Raw genomic sequence first — 21,116 nt, 5'->3', positions numbered from 1 at the left:
AAAACAGCTGGTGCCGCAGTGTTTTCACCCGAACGCCATCATCGGTAACTAACCGGTTATTGAGTTGGCGCTCGGGTTTTTTCTGTCATTTCACCCGCGTCCGATGAAATTCGAGAAATGCGGCCAGCGTTTCCTCCGCCGCTTCGAGTTGGGGATAGTGACCGACCTTCGCCAATTCGATGACATCGGGTTCGGGCACGAGTTCGCGATACCGCGCCACCATGTGCGCCCCGGACACCGGATCGAGCAGCCCGTCGATCAACCGCACCGGCACCTCGGTGCCGACCAGCGCCCCGACCCAGCGTTCCCGGTGCCGGCGCCGCTCGGCCATATAGCGGATCAGCTTGTGACCGTTGCGTTTGCCGTGCCGCCCGCACCACAGCAGCCAAAACTGGTCCAGTTCGGCCGCCGAGGGCTGGGTGTCGGGCCCGAACACCGCGGCCAGGCTGCGCTGGAAGGTCGACTCGGTGGCCAGCAGGCTCAGCACCGGCCCCAGCGGCCCGGCCAGCAGCTTCTGCACCGCGCGCGGACGGTGGGTCTCGGGGAACAGTCCCCCGTTGAGCAGGCACACCGATTCGACGACCAGCGATTGATCCCCCGCCCGGCGGCGTTCGGCGTCGCGGGCCAGTAGCTCCTGGGCGACGGTGTCGCCGTAGTCGTGGGCCAGCACATGCACCCGGCGCACCCCCTGCTCGCGCAGCAGCCGCTCGTGCAGATCGGCCTGGTCCAGGATCGAGTACTCGTAGTCGCGGGGTTTGGCCGAGAAGCCGAAACCGATCATGTCCGGGGCCAGTACCCGATCGAACTCGGCGGTCAACCCCGCCCAGATCGCGTGCCAATCCCAGGACGCGGTCGGGAAGCCGTGCACACACAGCAGCGCCCGCCCCGGCTCGACAACTGCCTCCCCGTCGGCGGGCAGGGTCGCGCTGAACGCGCTGTCACGCCAGAAGATCTGATGGCCGCGATGGGTGAACCGGCGCCCGTGGGCCCGCCACTGCGCGAACTCCTCCATGTCCAACCTCCTCGTGCCGACCAGCATCGCGTGTGAACGCTACTCCCACAGCGGGTTCCGTTGCTCCGGTACATGTCAACTACCGTCCGGGGACGCGGAGCGGCGGGCCGATGATCATGCTCTGCGAGAATGCAGCAGTGCATATGGCGATCGGCCTGGTGGTTCTCGTAGCCGCGGCCACCTCCCTGGCGGCGATAGCGCGGCGGTTCGGTGTCTCCGAACCGCTGGTCCTCACGCTGGCGGGTGTGGCGGCCTCGTATCTGCCGTTCGTCCCGGCGGTGCACCTGGATCCGGAGGTGGTGCTGCTGGGGTTGCTGCCGCCGCTGCTCTACACCGCCGCGATCCGCACCTCCCTGGTCGACTTCCGCGCCAACCTGCGCACCATCGCGCTGCTGTCGGTGGGTCTGGTGCTGTTCTCCACCTTCGTGGTGGCCGCGGTGGTGTGGCTGCTGCTGCCGGTGCCCTTCGCGGTGGCGGTGGCGCTGGGCGCGGTGGTCGCGCCCCCGGACGCGGTCGCGGCGACCGCGGTGGCCCGGCGCATCGGGATGCCGCGCCGGATCGTGACGATCCTGGAAGACGAGTCGCTGTTCAACGACGCGACCGCGCTGGTGGCGTTGCGTACCGCGATCGCGGCCTCGGCGGGCACGGTCTCGGTGTGGAACGCCGGGGGTGACTTCCTGCTCGCCGCGGGCGGTGGCGCGCTGGTCGGTGTGGTGGTCGCCGCGCTGCTGGCCCTGCTGCGCCGGCGCATCACCGACCCGGTGCTCGACACCACCCTGTCGTTCCTGGCCCCGTTCGTGGCCTACCTGCCCGCCGAGGAGGTGCACGCCTCCGGGGTGATCGCGGTGGTGGTGTGCGGGATGATCCTGGGCCACAACGCCCCGGCCTGGCAGAGCGCGGCCTCGCGCATCGCCGAGCGCACCAACTGGCGCACCATCCAGTTCATCCTGGAGAGCGCGGTGTTCCTGATCATCGGGTTGCAGGTGCGCGGCATCGTCGAGGAGGCCTGGCACAGCGGGCTCGACCACACCACGGTGGTCGTGGCCGCGCTGGCGGTGCTGGCGGCGGTGATGCTGGCCCGCCCGCTGTGGGTGTTCCCGGTGTCGCTGCTGCTGGGCCGCATGGGCAAGACGACCGCGCCGCCGGAGGAAGCCACCCGCCATGCGGCGGTGGTGTCGTGGGCGGGCATGCGCGGGGTGGTCACCCTGGCCGCGGTGCTGCTGCTGCCCGAGGACACTCCGCAGCTGGCGGTGCTCAAACTGCTGGCCCTGGTGGTGGTCGGCGGCACCCTGCTGTTGCAGGGGACCTCGCTGCCGTGGCTGGTGCGCCTGCTGAAGCTGCGCGGGCCCAGCCGCGCGGAGGACGCCTTGCAGAAGGCCGGGCTGCTCTCCCAGGCGACCTCGGCCGGGCTGGCGGTGCTCGACAGCCAGATCACCCCCGAGACCCCCGAGGCGGTGGTGGCCTCGCTGCGCGAACGGGTCGCCTGGAAGACCAACGCCGCCTGGGAACGTTTGGGCCGCGCCGAATCCGAACAGGCCACCCCCACCGCCGAATACCGGCGCCTGCGCCTGGCGATGCTGGCCGCCGAACGCGAGACCGTGCTGCGGGTGCGCGACGCCGGCGGCATGGACTACGAGATCCTGCAGCACGTGATGGCGCGCCTGGACCTCGAGGAATCGATGATCGACCGCTTCGACGAAACCGAGGACGACCGCGTCGAACTGCTCGCGGGCACTTCCGCCGACGACTGCGCCCACCTGCGCGCCGCCCCGCTGGCCGCCCAACCGCACGGCCCGGCCGAATGCGCGCAATGCCTGGCCGAGGGGCTGACCTGGGTGCATCTGCGAATGTGTTTGAGCTGCGGGCAGATCGGGTGCTGTGATTCCTCGCCGGGCAACCACGCCACCAAGCATTACGGCGCCACCGAGCACCCCGTCATCCGCAGTATCGAGCCGGGTGAGGCGTGGCGCTGGTGCTATGTCGACGAGCTGCTGGGCTGATCGCGCAGGTGGTGGTCGAAGAAGGTGAACACCCGGTCCCAGGCGTCGGCGCTGGCCGGGGCGTTGTGCCCGAACCCGGTCACACGTAGGAGCTGATCGCCGGGGAAGGTGTTGGCGAAGCCGTGGGTGGTGCGCGGATAGGTCTTGATGTCATGCGGCACACCGAGTTCGGTCAGCGCGCCCCCGAGCTTGGCCTGCGCGCCGGGCAGCGACGGATCCAGGGCCGCGTAGCTGGCCACCACCGGGCAGGCACCGGCGAGCAGGGTGCGGTAGTCGCCGTAGAGGCCGCCGTAGAACGGGGCCGCGGCGTCGAATCCCTTGGGCGCGCACAGCAGCGCGAACCCGCCACCCATGCAGAAACCGCTGATCGCGGTGCGCCCGGTGCAGTCCGGGTCGGCGAGCAGGTGGGCGCGCGCGGCCAGGATGTCGCGCACCGGTTCGCGGTCCTGCTCGGTGCTGCCGCCGGTGAACCACAGCGACCGCATCACCGAGCGCATGCACCGCACCCGACCGCGCCCGAACAGGTCCGGGCCGATCGCCAGATAGCCGTGCGCGGCCAGCATCTCGACGTGGCGGCGCAGATCGGTGCTGTAGCCGGTGACGTCGTGCAGGATCACCACCCCCGGCCACGGACCCGGGCCCTGCGGCCGGGCCAGCACGGCGTCGATCGGGCCGTCGGGGGCGTTCAGCACGATGCTCTCCATGCGCACCGAATCTAGGCCACTGTCTCAGACATGTACAGCGAAGGCGGCCAGCAGTGTGCGCGCGAAGTCCCGGTAGCGGGACGGGGGGAACCGCTCGGGATCGGTCAGCACCAGGTGCGCGGCCCGCTCACCGATCGCCAGCATCGACTGCGCGGTCACCTCGAGATCGAGCTCGGACAGGCCCGCGCGGCGGTCACGGCCCCATTCGAACAGCGCGGTCAGCTGATCGAGCGCGAATTGCCGTGCGGCACGGGCGCGTTCGTAGACCTGCGGCGGTGCGTCCTGGGCGGGTAACAGCAGCAGCCGCCACGAATCCGGTTGCGCGGCCACCGCGTCGAGCAGATCGGTCGTCGCGCTGATCAGGATGTCGTCGAAGTCGCGCTCGGGATCGAAGACGGGCATCGCCTGGGCCAGCGTGGCCAGCGCCCTGGCCCCTTCGCGTTCGAACAGGGCCAGCAGCAACGCCTCCACGCCCGGATAGGCCGCATACACCCGCGGTTTCGCCAGCTCGGCTTCGCGCGAGACGGCCTCCATGCTGACCGCCGCGTATCCGTGCCGGGCCACCAACCGCAACGCCGCGTCCAGTACCTGCTCGCGGCGCACCGCCAACTGCATCCGGGGCTGACGGGCACGCTTGGCGGGGTCGCTCACCGCGCCCAGCTTAATGACCGGCACTCAGTAGAAGCCGCGCGCGCCCGGGCGCGGCACCGGCACCTGCACCGGCCCGTTGGCCAGCCACGCGCCCGCCGGCCACACCGCCGGCGCCAGCCGGGCCGCGACACCGCGCTGGAGGCGCATGCGCGGGTCGTTGCCGCGCATGCGCCGCAACCCTTTCGAGGAGATGTCGCGGTTGTGCCGGCCCCACCGGCGGCCCCGCTCGGCGCAGTCCTCGATGAGGCGCCGGCGCCGATGCGGGTCGGCGACGGCCGCGGCGATGGCGTGCGCGGCGTCGGTGGCATCGAAGATCCCCGAGTTCAGCCCGCGCCCGCCCCACGGCGCGAACAGGTGCGCGGCCTCCCCCGCCAGCAGCACCCGCCGGTGGGTGTCGGTGTAGGACTCGGCCACTACCTGATGGAAGCGGTAGTGCGAGACCCACTGCACGTGCTCGGCATACCAGGGATCGACCACCTTGGGCATCCAGGTGCCGATGCCCTCGGGACCGGACAGGAACTCGACGTCGTCGCCGGGCGCGCATTGCAGATCTACGCGCAGCCCGCCCGCGAACGGCATGTGCATCACGTTGCGCCCGTCCAATTCCGGGCAGCGGTAGTGGAAGTAGCCGCGCAACGGCGTCGACCCGTCCGGGTGCTGATCGACATCGACGATGAGGAACGGTGTCGGATCGGTGCTGCCCCGCATGCGCGCCCCGATGGCCGTGCGCACCACCGAGCGCGCGCCGTCGGCCCCGATCACGTACCCCGCCGCGAGGCGCTGCCCGTCGGCGAGGGTGAGGGTGACGCCGTCGGGGCCGGAGTCGAGTCCGGTCACCGGTGCCTGCCAGCGGAATTCGACGCCGTGGGCCAGGCATTCGGCGTAGAGCAGTTGCTCGGTGACGCGCTGGGGCAGGCTGCTCATCAATCCCGGGTTGAGTACGGGGGCGCTGAACACCCGGCGCCCGGCGTACAAGGCGTCGTAGCCGTGCGGGGTCATCCCGGCCGCCCGGATCCGGCGGCTCAGCCCCGGCATTATCGAATCGAGGCGGCGCAGGCTGGGATACATCAGCACGATCGCGCGACTGCCCGGGCGCACGCGCTCGCGGGGCTCGGCTTCGAGCACGACGGTGGGCAGTCCTTTGCGGGCCGCGGCGAGTGCGGCGACCAAACCGACCGGGCCCGCACCCACCACGAGGCATGTCTCCGGGGTCATCGCCGCCGCCTTCCAGTAAGTACGCAACCGTAGTTACGGTAGCGTACTTATCTTGGCGCGGGGCGAATTCGGTTGTTGCCGCGATGATTCCGTGCGGCGCTCGAACACTCAGGACGGCACGTCGGCCTCGGCATCGCGACGACGCCAGTTCCGCACACCCCGATGCGCGGCGAACGCGCCGATGATCGCCACCACACACCACACCGTGATCGCGGCGTAGGCCAGCGGCGCCGACAGATCCCCGATCGAGGAACCCAGCGCGGTGTAGACGAACGCGCGCGGCGCCGACCCGATGAACGCCCCGGCCGCCAACTGCCACAGCGGAATCCCCAGCGCGCCGAAGGTGTAGGACGCCAGCGCGTCCGGCGCGCCCGGAATGAACCGCTGCCCGACCACCGCCCACAACCCGCGCCGCGCGATCTGCGCGTCGAGCCGATCCGTGCGCGCGGCCCCCAGCAACCCGCGCGCACTCCGGCGCCCGGCCCGCCGCCCCACGAACCCACACACCACCGCCGACCCCACCGTGGCCCCCAGCGTCACGAACGTCCCCACCAGCGGCCCGAACAACAGCCCACTACCGGCCGCCAGAATCGGCCCCGGCACCAGCACCGCACCCAGCAGGGCGGCCGTCAGCGCGTACACCACCGGCGCCGCCGGACCCGTAGCCGCCACCATCGACCGCACCGACTCGATGTCGATCACCCGGACCACGGCAACCAGATAGAACATCCCCAGCAGGAACGCGGCGAACACCCCCAGCCGCACCCCATCCCGCCACCGGCTCTCCGGAACCGAATCCTCTGTCTCACTCATGGTGGTTCCACCCTGCCGCACACCGGCCCGCCTCGCGAATCGCCACCGCGCCGATGGTGGCAGTCCTCGCCTCGGCGGCGGCGACCGATGGCCTCGGGCCTGTCGGCCGAGCGCCGCGATGGATGGACCAGAGCTATTGGCCTGCAACAGATCTCGGTCGGCTCGTGCGGTATCCGGGCATGAGGCGTCAGCCGTCGTAGGCCTGCCGAGGCTCGAGGACCTGGTCCATGTGGTTCTCGGCCCATCCCTTGATCGCCTGCATCACCGGCAGCAGGGAGACGCCGAGTTCGGTGAGCTCGTAGTCGACGCGCACCGGGGCGGCCGGGGCCATGGTGCGGGTGAGCAGGCCGTCGCGTTCGAGGTTGCGCAGGGTCTGGGTGAGCATCTTCTGGCTGACGCTGGCCAGGCGGCGGTGCAGATCGCTGTAGCGTTGCGGGCCCTCGGCCAGCGCGTTGATCACCAGGCTGACCCATTTGTCGGCGATCCGGTCCAGCAGGTGCCTTGCCGGGCATTCGGCCAGATACGCGTCGTAGGCCGCGCCGGCCTGTTCGCGCTGCTGCGCGGCCGTGCGAGTGGGCACGCTGGTCTCCTTGCGGTGCGGTAGGCACTGTCGAGTGCCTACTTCCCGTGGGAGAGTACCTCTCCCTAAGTTATGCACCATGACCGACCGAGAAACGATGCGCGCGATCGTGGCCCGCGGCTACGGCACCCCCGACGTCCTGGAGCTCCTCGAAAGCCCGATCCCCGCACCGGGTCCGGGGCAGGTCCTGATCCGCGTCCACGCGGCGACGGTGAACCCGGTGGACGTGGCCACCCGCTCCGGAGCCCTGGCCGCCGCCGGTCTGATGGCCGAACGCGCGATCACCGGCATCGGCTGGGACGTCGCCGGGATCGTCACCGCCACCGGCCCCGGCGTCACGGCATTCACGGTGGGCCAGAGCGTGATCGGACTGCGCGATCTGCTGGACACGAACCTGGGGACCTACGCCGACTACGTCGTGCTCGACACCCACGCCGTCACCGCCGCACCATCCGGGGTGCCCGCGACCGCCGCGGCGACCCTCCCACTGAACGGCTCGACCGCCCTGCAAGCCCTGGACCTGCTCGCCCTCACCCCTGGCGACACCGTGCTGATCACCGGCGCGGCGGGCGCGGTCGGTGGCTTCGCCGTCGAACTGGCCGCCCGCCGCGGCCTGCGCGTCGCCGCCCTCGCCGCCCCACCGGACGAAACCTTCCTGCGCGCGATCGGCGCACACTGGTTCCTCGACCGCGACACCGAGGACCTCGCCGCAACCCTCCGCTCCCTGATCCCCGGCGGCGTCGACGGCGCACTGGACACCGCGGGCCTGGGCATCCGAGCCCTGGCAGCGGTCCGCACCCGCGGCGTCTACGCCACCGTCGCCGGCGGCCCGCCCCTGACCCCGTTGCGCGCCATCACCGTCCACCAGCAATGGATCAGCGCCGACCCCACCACCTTGTCCACCCTCGCCGCCGCCGACCTCACCTTGCGCGTCGCCGCCACCCTGCCCCTCGACCAGGCCGCCACCGCCCACGAACAACTCGAGACCACCCACCTCCGCGGCCGCCTCGTCCTGATCCCCTGACGCCGCATCGGCGGAGAGCTCCGTCCCCCAACGACATTCGCCGCCGGATCGCACCAGTGGACAGCCCGCTCGGATAACCGGACGATCCGGCCTTCCCTTCACCTGGACCGAGTGCGTCAGGGTCACCCGACCTGGCCGGAGATGTGTGCAGACCGTGCGATTTCCCCGCGAAGTGTGCCGCGACCGGCGGAAATCCCTGTTGATTGCACGATCTGCAAAGTCGGCTGACTACGGCCGAGCAGGGTATTGCCGAGGCGACCTACTCGGAGTGGAAGGACTGCCCGCTCTCTGCGAGCGTCTCCTTCAGAACGCGCACAGCTTTCGGCCCCACACCATGCAGCCCGGCGATCTCGGCCCGGGTGCGCCGCGTGAGCTGTTCGAGGTGGGTGATTCCGGCGTTGACCAGCGCCTGGGTGGCGGGGCGTCCGATCGCCTTCGGAAGATCACCCACCTGCCCGGGAGTGACGGATTCGGCGGCGGTCGCCTGCTGTGCCAGAGTTTTCGGGGCGCGGGCGAGCCACGCCCGGCGGACCCAGTAGTTCAACTGCTGCCCGTTGAGGTCGGTGAGCGCGATACGCAGGCCGTGCGGGCGAACCTGCGCTTCGGGATGGGATGCCAGCATCTCGCGCGCGACGACCTCGGGGAAATACAACTCCAGCCGCCCCTCGACGTCCAGCGCCGCGAACGTCGTGTCACGCACGGCGAAAACCGTCCCGCCCGCACTCGTGTGGAGGGTCGACTCCGGATGGGAGAGCGCCGTTTTGCGTAACTGCCGCACCGTGGTCACGGCGTCATCCCCGCCGTGCCGGGGCGGGCACAGCGGCCCGCGGCAGGGGAAGGATGCTGCCCGATGCTCTTCACCTCACGACGATAGCCCGATCCCGGGACCGTCCAGCCCCGCTGATCAGCACCAGCGCGATACCGACCGACAGCGTCACCGCGCCGCCGTAGACGGTCGGACCAGGGCGGCCGGCTCCCGTCAACCGCGCGCGCGGTCCTGCCTACCGCACAGTCCGAGCCTGCCGGGGCCGATCCGGCCCCGGCACTGTCTTCAGCTGCTCGCCGCGAACGGGGTCCCCGCGGCCACCGCGGCCCCCCGATTCGGATGCGACCACAACCCACGCCGCTCCAGGATCGGCAGCACACCCTCACCGAACCAGTACGACTCCTCCAGATGCGGGTAGCCGGACAGGATGAAGTGATCGATCCCGATCTCGGCGTACTCGGCGATCCGATCGGCCACTTCCTCGTGCGAGCCGACCAGCGCCGTGCCCGCGCCACCGCGCACCAGCCCGACCCCGGCCCACAAATTGGGGGCGATCTCGAGCCCGTCGGTGCGCCCGTTGTGCAACGCCGCCATCCGGCGCTGCCCCTCGGATTCGCTGTTGGCCAGCGAGGCCTGCACGCGTTCGATCTCCCCGGGCGCGATCCCGGCGAGCAGCTTGTCGGCTTCGGCCCACGCTTCGGCGGCGGTGTCGCGGCTGATGACGTGGATGCGCAGTCCGTAGTCCAGAACGCGGCCCGCCGTGGCGGCCTGCCCGCGAATCCAGTCCAGTTTCTTGCCGACCGCGTCCAGGGGCTCACCCCAGGTCAGATACGTGTCGGCGTAGCGGGCCGCGACCGGGCCCGCCGCCGGGGAGGACCCGCCGAAGAACACCGGCGGGATCGGATCGGGCCGGCTGCTCAGCAGCGCTTGGCGCACCCGGATGTGCTCACCCTCGAAGTCGATCGGTTCGGTATTGGTCCACAAAGACCGCACCACGTCGAGGAATTCGCCGGTGCGGGCGTAGCGCTGTTCCTTGTCGAGGAAGTCGCCGTAGGCCTGCTGCTCACGCGGTTCACCACCGGTGACGACATTGAGCAGCAGCCGCCCGCGCGAATGCCGTTGATAGGTGGCCGCCATCTGCGCGGTCAGGGTGGGCGAGACCAGTCCGGGCCGCAACGCGACCAGGAACTTCAGTGTCTCGGTGGTTTCCACCAGCATCGCGGTGGTCAGCCACGCGTCCTCACACCAGGCCCCGGTCGGGGTGAGCACACCCTCGAAGCCGTTGTCCTCGGCGGCGGCGGTGAGCTGGTTGAGATAGCGCAGGCTGGCCGGGCGGTTGCCGGACATGAACGAGCCGTGCCCGCCGGCGACCAGCCCCCGGGAATCACCGTAGGTGGGCAGGAACCAATGGAAGGACAAACTCACTGCTGGAACCTCCGATCGACGAACTTGGCGAAATCGACTTTGCCCGGAATGGCTTTGGCTTCGGTGAACGCGTCGGCGATCTCCTGCTCGGAGGCCACGATGGCGTCGGTCAGCGCGATGGGCTGCTTGATCGAGCGGGTCCAGGTGACCTGCGCGGCGGCCGGGCTGATCTGGGTGAGTTCGGCGTACTTGGCGCTCCACTCGGCGACATTGTTCTGCGACCAGGTGGTCGCGGCGGCGTAGCGGCGCAGGAAGTCCTCGATGGCCTTGACCTTGCCCGCGTCAGCGAGCGCCTTGGTGCCGCTGACCCAGAAGTTGTTGCCGTTGGCGACGGTGTCGGCGGCGACGATCTGCTTGGCGCCCGATTCCTGCTCGGCGATCGCGGTGTAGGGGTCCCAGATCGCCCAGGCCTGCACGTCGCCGCGCTTGAGGGCGGTGTAGCCGTCGCCCGGGGACAGGTAGACCGGTTCGATGTCCTTGAGGCTCAGTCCGGCCTTGGACAGCGCCAGCAGCAGTGTCGCGTTGGCCGAGCTGCCCTTGAACACCGCCACGCGCTTGCCCTCGAGGTCGGCGACCGAACTCACGGTGGAGTCCTTGCCGACCAGGATGGCATCGCCCTTGCCGGTGGCCGCGAGCGCGCCGACGACCTTGATGTCGGCCTTGGCGGCCGCGCCGAAGATCGGCGGGGTGTTGCCGGTCTGGGCGATGTCGATGCCACCGGCGCTGGCCGCCTCCACCAGCGGCAGGCCCGCGGTGAAGGTCGAGAACTCGATCTTGTAGGGCAGGTTGTCCAGCTGACCGGAGGCCTTGAGCAGCACCTCGATGGAGATCGCCTTCTGGTCACCGACTTTGAGGGTGACGGTGCTCAGGTCGACCGGTGTGCCATCGGCCACCGGCGCCTCGTCGCTGCCGCAGCCGGTGACCGCGAGCGACAAGGTGGCGGCCAGGGTCAGGGCAGCCGAACGGAACAACTTCTTCACAGGGATATCTCCAGAAATAGATCTACTGCTCGACGCCGAGCAGTTCGAGCAGGCGAGCCGCATACACGGCGCCTTCGGGTCCCGCGTGACGACGCGGACGTTCCAGGGGGATGTCGATCTCGTGGGCGATGCGGCCCTCGTCGAGCACGAGCACCCGATCGGCCAGGGTCACCGCCTCGGCGACATCGTGGGTCACCAGCAGCACACCGAATCCGTGCTCGGCGAACAACCGCAGCAGCAGGTCGTGCATGGCGATCTTGGTCAGCGCGTCCAGCGCGCCGAAGGGTTCGTCGAGCAGCAGCAGCGCGGGTTCGGCGACCAGCGCGCGCGCCAGGGCGGCCCGCTGGGCTTCCCCGCCCGAGAGCGTGACCGGCCACGCGTCACCGCGCTCGCCCAGCCCCACCTCCTCGAGGACCGCGAGCGCGCGCTGGGCGCCCTTGGCGCGACCACGCCGATCGGGCAGTCCGAGAGCGACATTGCGGGCCACCTTCAGCCACGGCACCAGCCGGGCCTCCTGGAAGGCGACCGCGACACTGCCGTCGATCTCGACACTGCCCTCGTGTTCCCCGGCCAACCCCGCCAGCACCCGCAGCAGCGTCGACTTGCCCGACCCGCTGCGCCCGACCAGGGCCACGATCTCGCCTTGGCGCAGATCCAGATCCACCCCCGCCAGCACCGAGCGCGCACCGAAACTCTTGCCGACCTCCCGGATCCGGGCCAGCCGCCCGGTCGCCGGGGCGCTCACCGCTTGCTCCAGCGCAGCGCGCGCCGTTCCACCCCGCGCACCAGCGCGTCGGTGAGCAGGCCGAGCACGCCGTAGACCAGCAGCCCGAAGATGACGATGTCGGTGCGCAGGAATTCACGCGCGTTGTTGACGATGAAGCCCAGGCCCGCACTGGCGTTGATCTGCTCGGCCACGATCAGCGAGAGCCAGGCGATGCCCAGGCTCTGGCGCAACCCGACCAGCACCGCCGGCAGCGCGCCGGGAAAGACGATGTCGCGCAACTTCTCCCACGCGGTCAAGCCCAGCACCTGGGCCAGCTCACCGAGTTTCGGATCGAGCTGACGAATACCGGCATAGGTGTTGAGGTAGAGCGGAAACGCCACACCCAGGGCGATCAGGAACAGTTTGGGCTGCTCGTCGATGCCGAACCAGATGATGAACACCGGGATCAGCCCGAACAGCGGCACCGTGCGCAGCATCTGCATGGGCGGATCGACCAGGTACTCACCGATCCGGCTGGAAGCGGCCAGGATCGCCAGCAGCACCGCCAGGGTGGCGCCCAGCACGAACCCGAACAGCACCCGCTGCCCGGAAACCGCGAGCGCGTCACCCAGTTCGCCGCTGCGCCACACCTCCAGGCCCGCGTCCAGGATGACCGAGGGCGCGGGCAGGATCCGTTCGGAGAGCGCCCCGGTCTGCGACCCGACCTGCCAGGCCAGCAGCAGCGCCAGCGGCGTCAGCGAGCGCAGCAGCCAGGGGGCGGCGAGCAGGTGGCGCGTGCGTCGGGGCGCGGGGGCGGTCGTGTCGGCGGTGCGCCGGCGGTCGTCGGCTTTCCAGCCGATCGCGAGTGTCATGGTTCTCCTGGGACGGATACGGGGCGACTGGCAGTATCACCGCCGGTGTTCGCGCAGCTGAACCCTTCGAATCACCGTGACCGGAATGGCGGCGACCCGCCGAGAAATGGGTATCCTCTCGGCGAGTCGTCTCGGGTTTTCAGGGCCGCAGATCCAATACCGCTGTGCGGGTGGCCATGTCGAGCGGCACCGAGACCTGGTCGTGGGCGATCAGCCACACCCCGTCGATCTTGCGGAAACCGAACGTGGCCCGCACCCACATGCCCGCCACCGCCGGCCCGGCGCGCAATGTGCCCGCGAGACGGCCGAATCCGTGCCCGAAGGCCACCTCCGCGCCGAGGGTGAACCGCAGCGCCCGGAACTCGTAGGACACGGTGTCGAAGACCTCGAACACCTTGGCCCAGTTGGCCATTTTGGCGTCGACTCCCACGTGCTGCAGCGGCGCTTCGACATCGAAGGACACCACCTCGGGCAGGTAGAGCCCGCGCAGAAGATCGAGATCTTTCGTGCGCAGACCTTCCACGATCCGGTCGAGCTGGGCGCGCAACTCGCGCTCGCCGGTGTCGTGTGCGGGCATTACCGGGCTCCTGGGGACGTCGCGAGCTCGGCGCGCACCGGTGCCAGCGCACCGCTCCAGGCCAGCAGCCGATCCAGCAGGGCAGCCAGCGCGACACCGTGATGCTCACGCGGGGTGAAGGTGGTGTAGTTCTCGAAATCGGTGTGCACCGAGATCACCACCTGCGGGCCGACATCGGCCATCCCCAGCGCCCCGCACACCAGGCGCAGCTGCTCCACCGCGCGCACCCCGCCACCGGCGCCGTAGGAAACGAACCCGACCGCCTTGTCCGCCCACTGCGCGAACACGTGATCGATCGCGTTCTTCAGCACCCCGGGCATGCCGTGGTTGTATTCCGGGGTCACGATGACGAACCCGTCGAACGGGGCGACCCGCTGCGCCCACGCGCGGGTGTGGGCGTTGACCGACGGACCGAACATCGGCGCCACCGCCTCCTGCAGATGCGGCAGCGGATGCTCGAGCAGGTCGATCAGCTCGAACTCCGCCTCCGTGCGGGCGGCCGCCGACTCCAGCACCCACCGCGCCACCTGCGGGCCGTTGCGATGGGGCCGGGTACTGCCCACGATGATGCCGATTTTGATCATTTCCGAAGCTCCTGCTCTGCTGGAGGGGTGTCTCGACCTGTCCGACGACACAGCCCCGGGAAACGTCAGGCCTGACATTCCGGGACGCTGCGTCGTCGGTAGAGCACAGACACCGTCAGCGAAGGAGCCGACCACCATGACCGATCCGCACCTGGACGCGGTGATCGGCGAACGCCGCCAGCTGATCAACCTCGCCTACCGGCTGCTGGGCTCCCTGGCCGAAGCCGAAGACGTCGTGCAGGAGACCTACACCCGCTGGTACGCGCTCACCGAACCGCAACGCCGCGAGGTGAGCACCCCCGGCGCCTGGATGACCACCGTCGCCGGGCGCATCTGCCTGGACCTGCTCGGCTCCGCGCGCGCCCGCCGCGAACAGTATGTGGGCGAATGGATTCCGGAACCCGTCCCCGGACACCCGGACTGGTTCGGCGGCCCCACCCCCACCAACCCCGCCGACCGGGTCACCCTCGACGAGTCGCTCAGCATGGCCTTCCTCGTCATCCTCGACGCCATGACCCCCGCCGAACGGGTGGCCTTCGTGCTGCACGATGTCTTCCGCTATTCCTTCGCCGAAATCGCCGACATCCTCGGTCGCACCCCCGCGGCCTGCCGCCAGCTCGCCTCCAGCGCCCGCCGCCGCGTCGACACCGCCCGCCCCCTGCCCAGCACTCGGCCCGCCGAACTGATCCGAGACTTCAAAACCGCCTGGGAAACCCGCGACATCACCGCCCTGACCCGCCTGCTCGACCCCGCCGCCATCGCGACCGCCGACAGCGGCGGCCTGGCCCCCGCCTTCCGCGACCCCATCATCGGCGGCGCCCGGATCGTGGCCGCCTGGCTCGAGATCGCCGCCCGCGGACCCCGGGTCACCCTGCTCGAACGCGTGGTCAACGGCCAGCCCGGCCTCGTCGCCCGGCTCGGAGACGCGATCGTGTCGGTGTATGCCTTCGAGATCGCCCAGGACCGGATCTCGCGGATCTGGGTGATCCGCAACCCGGAGAAATTGCGGGCCTGGACCGACTGACGGGCCGCCGGGGACAGCCAGCCGGGCGTGCGCGCGGTCAGCTCACCGGTGAATCGAGGGGATCGACAGGATTTTCGCCAGGCAGTCGTGACGGCCGTGCCCGGTTGCGGCGGTCATCGCGCGGTGGCGGGAGGCAGCGGCGGGTCGGCACGAATCTGGTTCTAGGACAGAGCATCTCGTGGTAGCTCTCCGGTACGGGTGGCGCTCACACCGCAGGCCGATGCCCGCTGACACAGGGCCCCCGACGATAGGGATGCCGCACCCACCATCGGGGTGGACCGGCCGAACGGAGTACTCATGGAACTGGCAGCAGGACAGGTCGCCGTCGTCACCGGCGCGGCACGCGGGATCGGCGCGGCACTCGCCGAAGCGCTCGTGGCGCGCGGGCTGCGAGTCGCGATCGCCGATACCGACGCCGCGGCGTTGCAGCAGGTGGCGGACGCGCTGGGTGCGCAGGTGATCGCCGTGCCCACCGATGTCGCCGACCTCGACCAGGTCCGCGCGCTCGCCGCCCGCACCCTCGAGGTGTTCGGCCGGATCGACCTGGTGATCAACAACGCGGGGATCAGCGCCGGAGGTCCGAGCTGGGAGATCGACCCGGTTGCCTGGAACCGGCTGTGGGCCGTCAACGTGGGCGGGGTGGTGAACGGCGTGCATGTGTTCACTCCCCACCTGATCGCCGCGGGGCACGGCCATCTGGTCAACATCGCGTCCCTGTCCGGACTGACGGTGGGCCTGTTCGGTGCGCCCTACGCGGCCAGCAAGGCGGCGATCGTCTCGATCTCGGAGTCGCTGCGGGGCGAACTGGAGCTGCTCGCGCCCGGAGTCGGGGTCACGGTCATCTGCCCGGGCCCGGTGGACACCCAGATGTTCCGCGGCCTGGCCCAACTCGCCGACCCGTCCGCCGACGCGCCACCGGAGGTTCTACCGGCGGAGATCAAGGAAAAACTGGCACCCATGATGGCGGTGATCGCCGAGATGGCCGAGCAAACCCTCCCACCGGCCCGGGCAGCCGAAATCATCCTGGACGCCGTCGAGTCCGGGACGCTGTATGCGACCACACACCCCGACATGGCCCGCGCCGCCCGCGACCGGACCGAGGCGATGCTGGAATCGTTCGGTACACCACGCTGAGGTCCAGCGAGCTCCTAGCCGTTGGCCTTCGGCACCGTCACCTCGCGCGGGGACTTGTCCACCCGCACCCCACGCCAGCTCGGATGCCGCAGCCCCTCGGTGCTGGCCTCGCGATACTCCACGTCCGCGACGATGACCGGTTCGACCCAGTGCGCGGTGCGGGTCAGTGCGGCCGGGGCGGGTAGGTCGAAGGGGCTGTCGGTGCGGGCGATCCGGTCGAGTTCGGCTTGCAGGGCGCGGCGGGCGGGCATGGTCCAGCCGGTGCCGACGTTGCCGATGTGGACCAGGTGACCGGCCGCGTCGTAGGCGCCGAGCACCAGCGACCCGAACATCGTGGTGAGGCGTCCGCTGCCGGGCAGCCAGCCCGCGACGACGGCCTCGGTGGTGCGGCGGAACGGGGTCTTGATCCAGGCCGGCGAGCGGGTGCCGGGACGATACGGCGAGGTGAGCAGTTTGCTGACGATGCCTTCGAGGTGATGCTCGTGGGCCAGCGCCAGCATCGTCTCGGCGTCGACGTCGACCCAGTACGGGGACGCGCGAATGCCCGGCGCTTCGAACTCGAGGTCGGCCAGACGGTCGCGGCGTTCCTGATACGGCAAGCTCATCAGCGACTCTCCTTCGAGTTCCAGCAAATCGAAAGCGAAGTATTCGACCGGTACGTCCCGGCGCAGTGCCGCCGACGGTTCGAGCACATGCATCCGGCGTTGCAGGCGCGCGAAAGAGGGTGCGCCCGACGCCGGTTCGGGTGCGGTGATCTCCCCGTCGATCAGCAGCGAACGACCGTCGGCCAGGGTCAGCAATTGCGCGGTGAGCTCCGGAAACGACCCGCTGATATCGCGGCCGTTGCGACTGAACAACCGGCACCGCGTCCCGTCGCACTCGACCAGGGCGCGGATACCGTCCCACTTCATCTCGATCGCCCACCGATCCGGCTCATCCGGCGGCCGCCCCGCGGTCGCCAGCATGGGAGACGGTACCGATGCCACCGCGTCAGCGTATGTTCAGCAAACTCTGATGCGCGGGTGTTTCAGACACGGTTCGACAACGGTGGTGCGGGCCGATCGGCAACGCGCTCACCGTGGAGCGCCGAGCGTCCGGCGGAACTATACTAACCAGTTAGTTAACTGCGTCCTTGGAACTGCTCAACGGCGCGCACGGTGCCGCCGAAGGGAATTCGTATGGGGCGATTCGTTTGGACCCTGCTCGCGGGCTTCGCACTCGGCACCCCCGCGGTCCCCATCGGCCTCTCGCTCGCCCTGCCCGGGCCGGTCGCGCTGTTGGCGGTGCTGCTGGGGGCAACGTGCTGTGTCGTCTTCGCGGTGTTCGCCATGGAACGCGTCCGGCGGCACTGGAAATCCTGGCGGGCCCGCCGGAATCCGGCCGCCGTACCAGCCGGTGCGGCTCTCGGCGAGGCTCCGGCTGCCGACGCTCGCCTCTCCGGCGGCGCGGGGCGACGGGCACGGCGAGTCCTCGACCGGTACGGCGTGGTGGGCTTCGGCATCGCGGGCCCCGCTCTGTTCGGCACCTGGGGCTCAGCCCTGCTCGGTGCCGCGCTGGGCATTCCCCGCTGGCGGCTGATCCGCGCGCTGATGACCGGGATCGCCCTGTGGTGCACGGTCCTGCTGTTCGCGGCCGATGCGGCCTTCGCCGTCTTCGGGATCGGCTGACACGGCCGACCGGCAGGCGACCAGCAGCGCGCAACTAACTAGTTGGTCCCAATTACGCTGGCCCTATGTCCCGAGCTGACGCCACCAAGGCTCGCATCCTGCAGGCCGCCGCCGACGAATTCGCGACCTACGGAATCGCCGGCGCCCGGGTGGACCGGATCGCCAAGACAGCGGCGGCCAACAAGAACCTCATCTACGTCTATTTCTGCAGCAAAGAACAACTCTTCGACGCGGTCCTCGACGCCCACGTCACCCACGGCCTGGACTCGGTCCCGTTCACCCCCGACAACCTCCCCGAATACGCGGGGCAGATCTTCGACTACTGCCAGCAGCATCCCGAGGTCATCCGCCTGGCCACCTGGCACCGCCTGGAGCGTGCCGATCGGGACCCGGCCGCCGCGTCGCCGGCGCGCGAGGCGAAGCTGGCAGCGCTTGCCGCGTCGCGGAAGGAGGGCGGTCCGGGCTCCGGCTTCTCCCCCGCGGCGCTGCTGACCTTCGTTCTCGGCATCGCTCTTGCGTGGAACCCGAGCAACGTCACCAGCATGCCCGCGGCGACCGAGGCAGAGAGCGCCGACGACCGCCGCCGCGCGATCGTCGAAGCCGTGCGTCGCCTCGTGTGAGCGCCGGCGGCCCTGCTACAGCGAGAAGGTCAACCGGCCCGGGGCCAGATAATCGGCGGGATCGTGCAGTGAGCGCAATTCTGGGCGGCTGCCCGCGGGTAGGCGGTCCAGTTCGGCCAGCAACGGCGGGTCGTAGGCGGCCGCGCTCGAGGTGATGCCGGGCAGCCAGTTGTCGTGATGGGTCGGGACGAACAGCGCAGGGCGCAGCGCCTCGATGTAGGTGCGGGGGTCACGCAGGCCGTTGGTGAGCTGATTGAAGCCCTGGATGGTGCCGATGTGCAGATCGGTGCGGGGCAGCCCGGCCAGGACATCGAGCACCTGCGGCGCCCGGTCGACGAGCGGACCCGCCGAATCGTGCCACACCAGCGCGAACCCCGGCACCCGGAATTGATACAGCAGCACACCGTTCTCGGCGTCGGCGAGCCGCGTCAGATTGTGCACCACACCCTCGAGCGACGGCGGATGCTGAACCAGCGCGCACAGGTCCGGCGGCGGGAAGAACGGCGCGGACGGGTCGTCGCGATCCGGCGCGGTCGGCCCCGAATGAATATGGCGCACCGCGGTCACCTCGAGCGCGCCCAGGGTGAAATCGTGGCGCTGCCCGATCGGTGTGCTCGCGTCCCCGAGCGCCACCGTCGCGAACGTCGCCCCCGGCACCTGGGCCCGGATCGCCGCACCGTGCTCGGCGGTCCCGTACACCACCGCACCGCAGGCCTGCGCGATCCGCCCCGCGTCGCCCGCGTGATCGAAATGCCCGTGCCCGATGACGATCGCCTCCGGCCGCAGATCGGCCAGATCCTGCGCTGTGGCCGGACTGTATCCCGCACTGGTCAGCCGCGGCGCCCACGCGTCGAGCAGCACCACCGTCCCGGCGAACGCCATCGCATAGGTCGCGCACCCCACCCACGACAGCACTACCCGATCCGCCCGCACCGCCCCGGTCGCGCCGTCGACATTCTCCGCCCCGAAGAACCGCCGCCGCGCCGCGATCATCGGCTCGTCGCCCACCTCGGCCGCGGCCCGCAATCGCCCCGCCGCCAGCAGCACCCCGGCTCCCAGCGCCCCACCCAGCACGCTGCGCCGTCCGATCAACCGCCGCGGATCAAGATTGCACATCCGTGCAGCCCATCACGAATCCTGTTCGGCGACAAGGGGCTATCGGCCGCCCCGCCGATGCCCGCGGTCAGAGTTGCAGACCGAGCAGCGCGTCGACAGCGGTACGGATCAGCGCCGGAGCGTCCTGGTCCGGGCCGCCGTAGGCCAGGGCCTGATCAGCCCAGTTGTCCACGGCCGCCAGGGCTTTGGGGGTATCCAGGTCGTCGGCCAGATGCTGGCGCAGGCGGGCCAGGGTGTCGGTGGCCGAGGGGCCCGAAGCCAGGGCGGTCGCGCGCCGCCACAGGTCCAGACGGCGTTCGGCGTCGGCGAGGACCTCCTCGGTCCACATGCGATCGGTGCGGTAGTGCCCGGCGAGCAGGCCCAGGCGGATGGCGGCCGGGTCGGTGCCGGCGCGGCGCAGCTTGGAGACCAGAACCAGATTGCCCTTGGACTTCGACATCTTCTCCCCGTCCAGCCCGATCAAACCGGCGTGGACGTAATGGCGGGCGAAGCGGCGGGTGTCACCGAGGGCTTCGGCGTGCGCGGCGGAGTACTCGTGATGCGGGTAGATCAGGTCGCTGCCGCCACCCTGGATATCGAATTCCGGGCCGAGCCGGTTCAGCGCGATCGCCGCACACTCGATGTGCCAGCCGGGGCGGCCGGCACCGAAGGGCGAGGGCCACGACGGTTCACCCGGGCGGGCCGCGCGCCACAGCAGCGCGTCGATGGTGTCGCGCTTGCCGGGACGATCCGGGTCGCCGCCGCGCTCGGCGAAGAAACGCTCCATGGTCGCCCGGTCGTAGCCGGATTCGTAGCCGAACTGCTCGGTGGCGTCGGCACGGAAGTAGATGTCGGGGTACTCGGCGTCCTCGACGGTGTAGGCGGCGCCGGCGGCGAGCAGCTTCTCCACCAACTCCACGACCTCGTCCACCGATTCGATGGCGCCGATGTACTCGCGCGGGGGCACGATCCGCAGCGCGGTCATGTCCTCCCGGAACAGGTTGATCTCGCGGGTGCCCAGGTCCCGCCAGTCCAAGCCGTCGCGTTCGGCCCGCTCGAACAGCGGGTCGTCGACGTCGGTCACGTTCTGCACGTAGTGCACCTCGTGGCCGGCGTCGCGCCACAACCGATTGACCAGGTCGAAGGTCAGATAGGTGGCGGCGTGGCCCAGGTGGGTGGCGTCGTAGGGCGTGATGCCGCAGACGTACATGGTGGCGGTGGGGCCCGGGGTGACCGGTCGCACCTGCCGGTCGGCGGTGTCGTACAACCGCAGCGGCGGCCCTGCTCCGGGCACGGTGGGTAGGGCGGTATCGGACCAGGACTGCATGATTCGAGGGTAAAGGTGTGGTCGAGTCCGCCGCGTCCCGGGCCGGTCCAGCACCCCTGACGACCCCCGCATCCGAGCCCGCGGAGCTGCGCAAATCGGGCACTCGGCGAATGTCAACGTTTTCGCTCACGCGGAATGCACTGAAACGGGGCTCGCGCGCCAATCGCGGGGTTCAGAACGATCGCGCCGCAGCTCCGAACCGGTATCTCGGCTCCGGCAAAACCGCGTGGCGGGAATCACGCTCCGGCCCTCGGCACGCATTCTGCCCGACGCCCGATCCGCCCTCCGACCCGGATCCCCGATGCGCCCGCGGCCCGGGACGCTTCGACACCGGAGTGCG

At 70.2% G+C, this 21,116-nt stretch carries 22 protein-coding genes; 6 read left to right on the top strand and 16 right to left on the bottom strand.

Annotated elements, in window-relative coordinates:
* Positions 1–85: 85 nt before the first annotated feature.
* Positions 86–1,012 carry an alpha/beta hydrolase gene (locus AB0H76_RS18430; RefSeq protein ID WP_357324855.1) on the bottom strand — a complete coding sequence of 309 codons (927 nt, stop codon included), beginning with the start codon at positions 1,010–1,012 and terminating at the stop codon, positions 86–88.
* 143 nt (positions 1,013–1,155) lie between these two features.
* Between AB0H76_RS18430 and AB0H76_RS18425 the strand changes: the two genes are divergently transcribed.
* Positions 1,156–3,012, top strand: a complete 1,857-nt coding sequence (locus AB0H76_RS18425) for a Na+/H+ antiporter (protein ID WP_357326240.1) — start codon at positions 1,156–1,158, stop codon at positions 3,010–3,012.
* Here AB0H76_RS18425 and AB0H76_RS18420 read toward each other — a convergent pair.
* From AB0H76_RS18420 to AB0H76_RS18400, 5 genes are all read right to left on the bottom strand, one after another.
* The gene (locus tag AB0H76_RS18420) at positions 2,988–3,716 is read right to left on the bottom strand and encodes a dienelactone hydrolase family protein (protein ID WP_357324852.1); all 729 of its coding nucleotides are present in this window, start codon (positions 3,714–3,716) and stop codon (positions 2,988–2,990) included. The two genes, AB0H76_RS18425 and AB0H76_RS18420, sit on opposite strands and share 25 nt — an antisense overlap.
* Positions 3,717–3,740: 24 nt before the next feature.
* Complete coding sequence (locus tag AB0H76_RS18415) at positions 3,741–4,367, bottom strand: helix-turn-helix domain-containing protein (protein ID WP_357324849.1); 627 nt, start codon at positions 4,365–4,367, stop codon at positions 3,741–3,743.
* A gap of 24 nt (positions 4,368–4,391) precedes the next feature.
* Positions 4,392–5,582: an NAD(P)/FAD-dependent oxidoreductase gene (locus tag AB0H76_RS18410; protein ID WP_357324847.1), complete on the bottom strand. Its 1,191-nt coding sequence runs from the start codon at positions 5,580–5,582 to the stop codon at positions 4,392–4,394.
* Positions 5,583–5,690: 108 nt separating this feature from the next.
* Positions 5,691–6,395, bottom strand: coding sequence for a TVP38/TMEM64 family protein (locus tag AB0H76_RS18405; protein WP_357324844.1), 705 nt, complete (start codon positions 6,393–6,395; stop codon positions 5,691–5,693).
* A gap of 187 nt (positions 6,396–6,582) precedes the next feature.
* Positions 6,583–6,975 (bottom strand): helix-turn-helix domain-containing protein, encoded by a 393-nt coding sequence (locus AB0H76_RS18400; protein WP_357324841.1) that lies wholly within the window; start codon positions 6,973–6,975, stop codon positions 6,583–6,585.
* Positions 6,976–7,054: 79 nt separating this feature from the next.
* Between AB0H76_RS18400 and AB0H76_RS18395 the strand changes: the two genes are divergently transcribed.
* Positions 7,055–7,999: an NADP-dependent oxidoreductase gene (locus AB0H76_RS18395; protein WP_357324838.1), complete on the top strand. Its 945-nt coding sequence runs from the start codon at positions 7,055–7,057 to the stop codon at positions 7,997–7,999.
* Between the two features lie 259 nt (positions 8,000–8,258).
* Here AB0H76_RS18395 and AB0H76_RS18390 read toward each other — a convergent pair whose 3' ends face one another.
* The 7 genes from AB0H76_RS18390 to AB0H76_RS18360 all read right to left on the bottom strand — a co-directional run bounded on the left by AB0H76_RS18390 (position 8,259) and on the right by AB0H76_RS18360 (position 13,909).
* Positions 8,259–8,699, bottom strand: coding sequence for a hypothetical protein (locus tag AB0H76_RS18390; RefSeq protein WP_357324836.1), 441 nt, complete (start codon positions 8,697–8,699; stop codon positions 8,259–8,261).
* 351 nt (positions 8,700–9,050) lie between these two features.
* Positions 9,051–10,190 (bottom strand): LLM class flavin-dependent oxidoreductase, encoded by a 1,140-nt coding sequence (locus AB0H76_RS18385; protein WP_357324833.1) that lies wholly within the window; start codon positions 10,188–10,190, stop codon positions 9,051–9,053.
* Entirely contained in the window at positions 10,187–11,170 is a 984-nt protein-coding gene (locus AB0H76_RS18380; protein ID WP_357324831.1) for an ABC transporter substrate-binding protein, read from the bottom strand. The genes AB0H76_RS18385 and AB0H76_RS18380 overlap by 4 nt, the downstream gene beginning before the upstream one ends.
* A gap of 22 nt (positions 11,171–11,192) precedes the next feature.
* On the bottom strand, positions 11,193–11,915 hold the full coding sequence (locus tag AB0H76_RS18375; RefSeq protein WP_357324828.1) for an ABC transporter ATP-binding protein: 723 nt from the start codon (positions 11,913–11,915) through the stop codon (positions 11,193–11,195).
* The gene (locus AB0H76_RS18370; RefSeq protein WP_357324825.1) at positions 11,912–12,748 is read right to left on the bottom strand and encodes an ABC transporter permease subunit; all 837 of its coding nucleotides are present in this window, start codon (positions 12,746–12,748) and stop codon (positions 11,912–11,914) included. The genes AB0H76_RS18375 and AB0H76_RS18370 overlap by 4 nt, the downstream gene beginning before the upstream one ends.
* 139 nt (positions 12,749–12,887) lie before the next feature.
* Positions 12,888–13,325 carry a nuclear transport factor 2 family protein gene (locus AB0H76_RS18365; RefSeq protein WP_357324822.1) on the bottom strand — a complete coding sequence of 146 codons (438 nt, stop codon included), beginning with the start codon at positions 13,323–13,325 and terminating at the stop codon, positions 12,888–12,890.
* Entirely contained in the window at positions 13,325–13,909 is a 585-nt protein-coding gene (locus AB0H76_RS18360) for an NAD(P)H-dependent oxidoreductase (protein WP_357324819.1), read from the bottom strand. The genes AB0H76_RS18365 and AB0H76_RS18360 overlap by 1 nt, the downstream gene beginning before the upstream one ends.
* Positions 13,910–14,045: 136 nt before the next feature.
* Here AB0H76_RS18360 and sigJ point away from each other — a divergent pair, with 136 nt between their 5' ends.
* Together sigJ and AB0H76_RS18350 are read left to right on the top strand one after the other, a co-directional pair.
* Positions 14,046–14,933 (top strand): RNA polymerase sigma factor SigJ, encoded by an 888-nt coding sequence (gene sigJ, locus AB0H76_RS18355; protein ID WP_357324816.1) that lies wholly within the window; start codon positions 14,046–14,048, stop codon positions 14,931–14,933.
* A gap of 297 nt (positions 14,934–15,230) precedes the next feature.
* Positions 15,231–16,067 carry an SDR family NAD(P)-dependent oxidoreductase gene (locus tag AB0H76_RS18350; RefSeq protein ID WP_357324813.1) on the top strand — a complete coding sequence of 279 codons (837 nt, stop codon included), beginning with the start codon at positions 15,231–15,233 and terminating at the stop codon, positions 16,065–16,067.
* A gap of 14 nt (positions 16,068–16,081) precedes the next feature.
* Here the strand turns inward: AB0H76_RS18350 and ligD are convergent, their stop codons facing one another.
* Positions 16,082–17,032 carry a non-homologous end-joining DNA ligase gene (ligD, locus tag AB0H76_RS18345; protein WP_357326238.1) on the bottom strand — a complete coding sequence of 317 codons (951 nt, stop codon included), beginning with the start codon at positions 17,030–17,032 and terminating at the stop codon, positions 16,082–16,084.
* A gap of 213 nt (positions 17,033–17,245) precedes the next feature.
* On the opposite strand from ligD, the gene AB0H76_RS18340 reads away from it, so the two are divergent.
* Positions 17,246–17,734, top strand: coding sequence for a hypothetical protein (locus AB0H76_RS18340; RefSeq protein WP_357324810.1), 489 nt, complete (start codon positions 17,246–17,248; stop codon positions 17,732–17,734).
* A gap of 65 nt (positions 17,735–17,799) precedes the next feature.
* Positions 17,800–18,354, top strand: coding sequence for a TetR family transcriptional regulator (locus tag AB0H76_RS18335; protein ID WP_357324808.1), 555 nt, complete (start codon positions 17,800–17,802; stop codon positions 18,352–18,354).
* 15 nt (positions 18,355–18,369) lie between these two features.
* Here AB0H76_RS18335 and AB0H76_RS18330 read toward each other — a convergent pair whose 3' ends face one another.
* Both AB0H76_RS18330 and mshC read right to left on the bottom strand, forming a co-directional pair.
* On the bottom strand, positions 18,370–19,470 hold the full coding sequence (locus tag AB0H76_RS18330; protein WP_357324805.1) for an MBL fold metallo-hydrolase: 1,101 nt from the start codon (positions 19,468–19,470) through the stop codon (positions 18,370–18,372).
* Positions 19,471–19,537: 67 nt separating this feature from the next.
* Positions 19,538–20,776, bottom strand: coding sequence for a cysteine--1-D-myo-inosityl 2-amino-2-deoxy-alpha-D-glucopyranoside ligase (gene mshC / locus AB0H76_RS18325; RefSeq protein ID WP_357324802.1), 1,239 nt, complete (start codon positions 20,774–20,776; stop codon positions 19,538–19,540).
* Between the last annotated feature and the right edge of the window lie 340 nt (positions 20,777–21,116).

Source organism: Nocardia sp. NPDC050712, assembly GCF_040654295.1.
GTDB lineage: Bacteria > Actinomycetota > Actinomycetes > Mycobacteriales > Mycobacteriaceae > Nocardia.
Note: the sequence above shows the minus strand (reverse complement) of the source record. Positions and strands in the feature narration are given on the sequence as shown.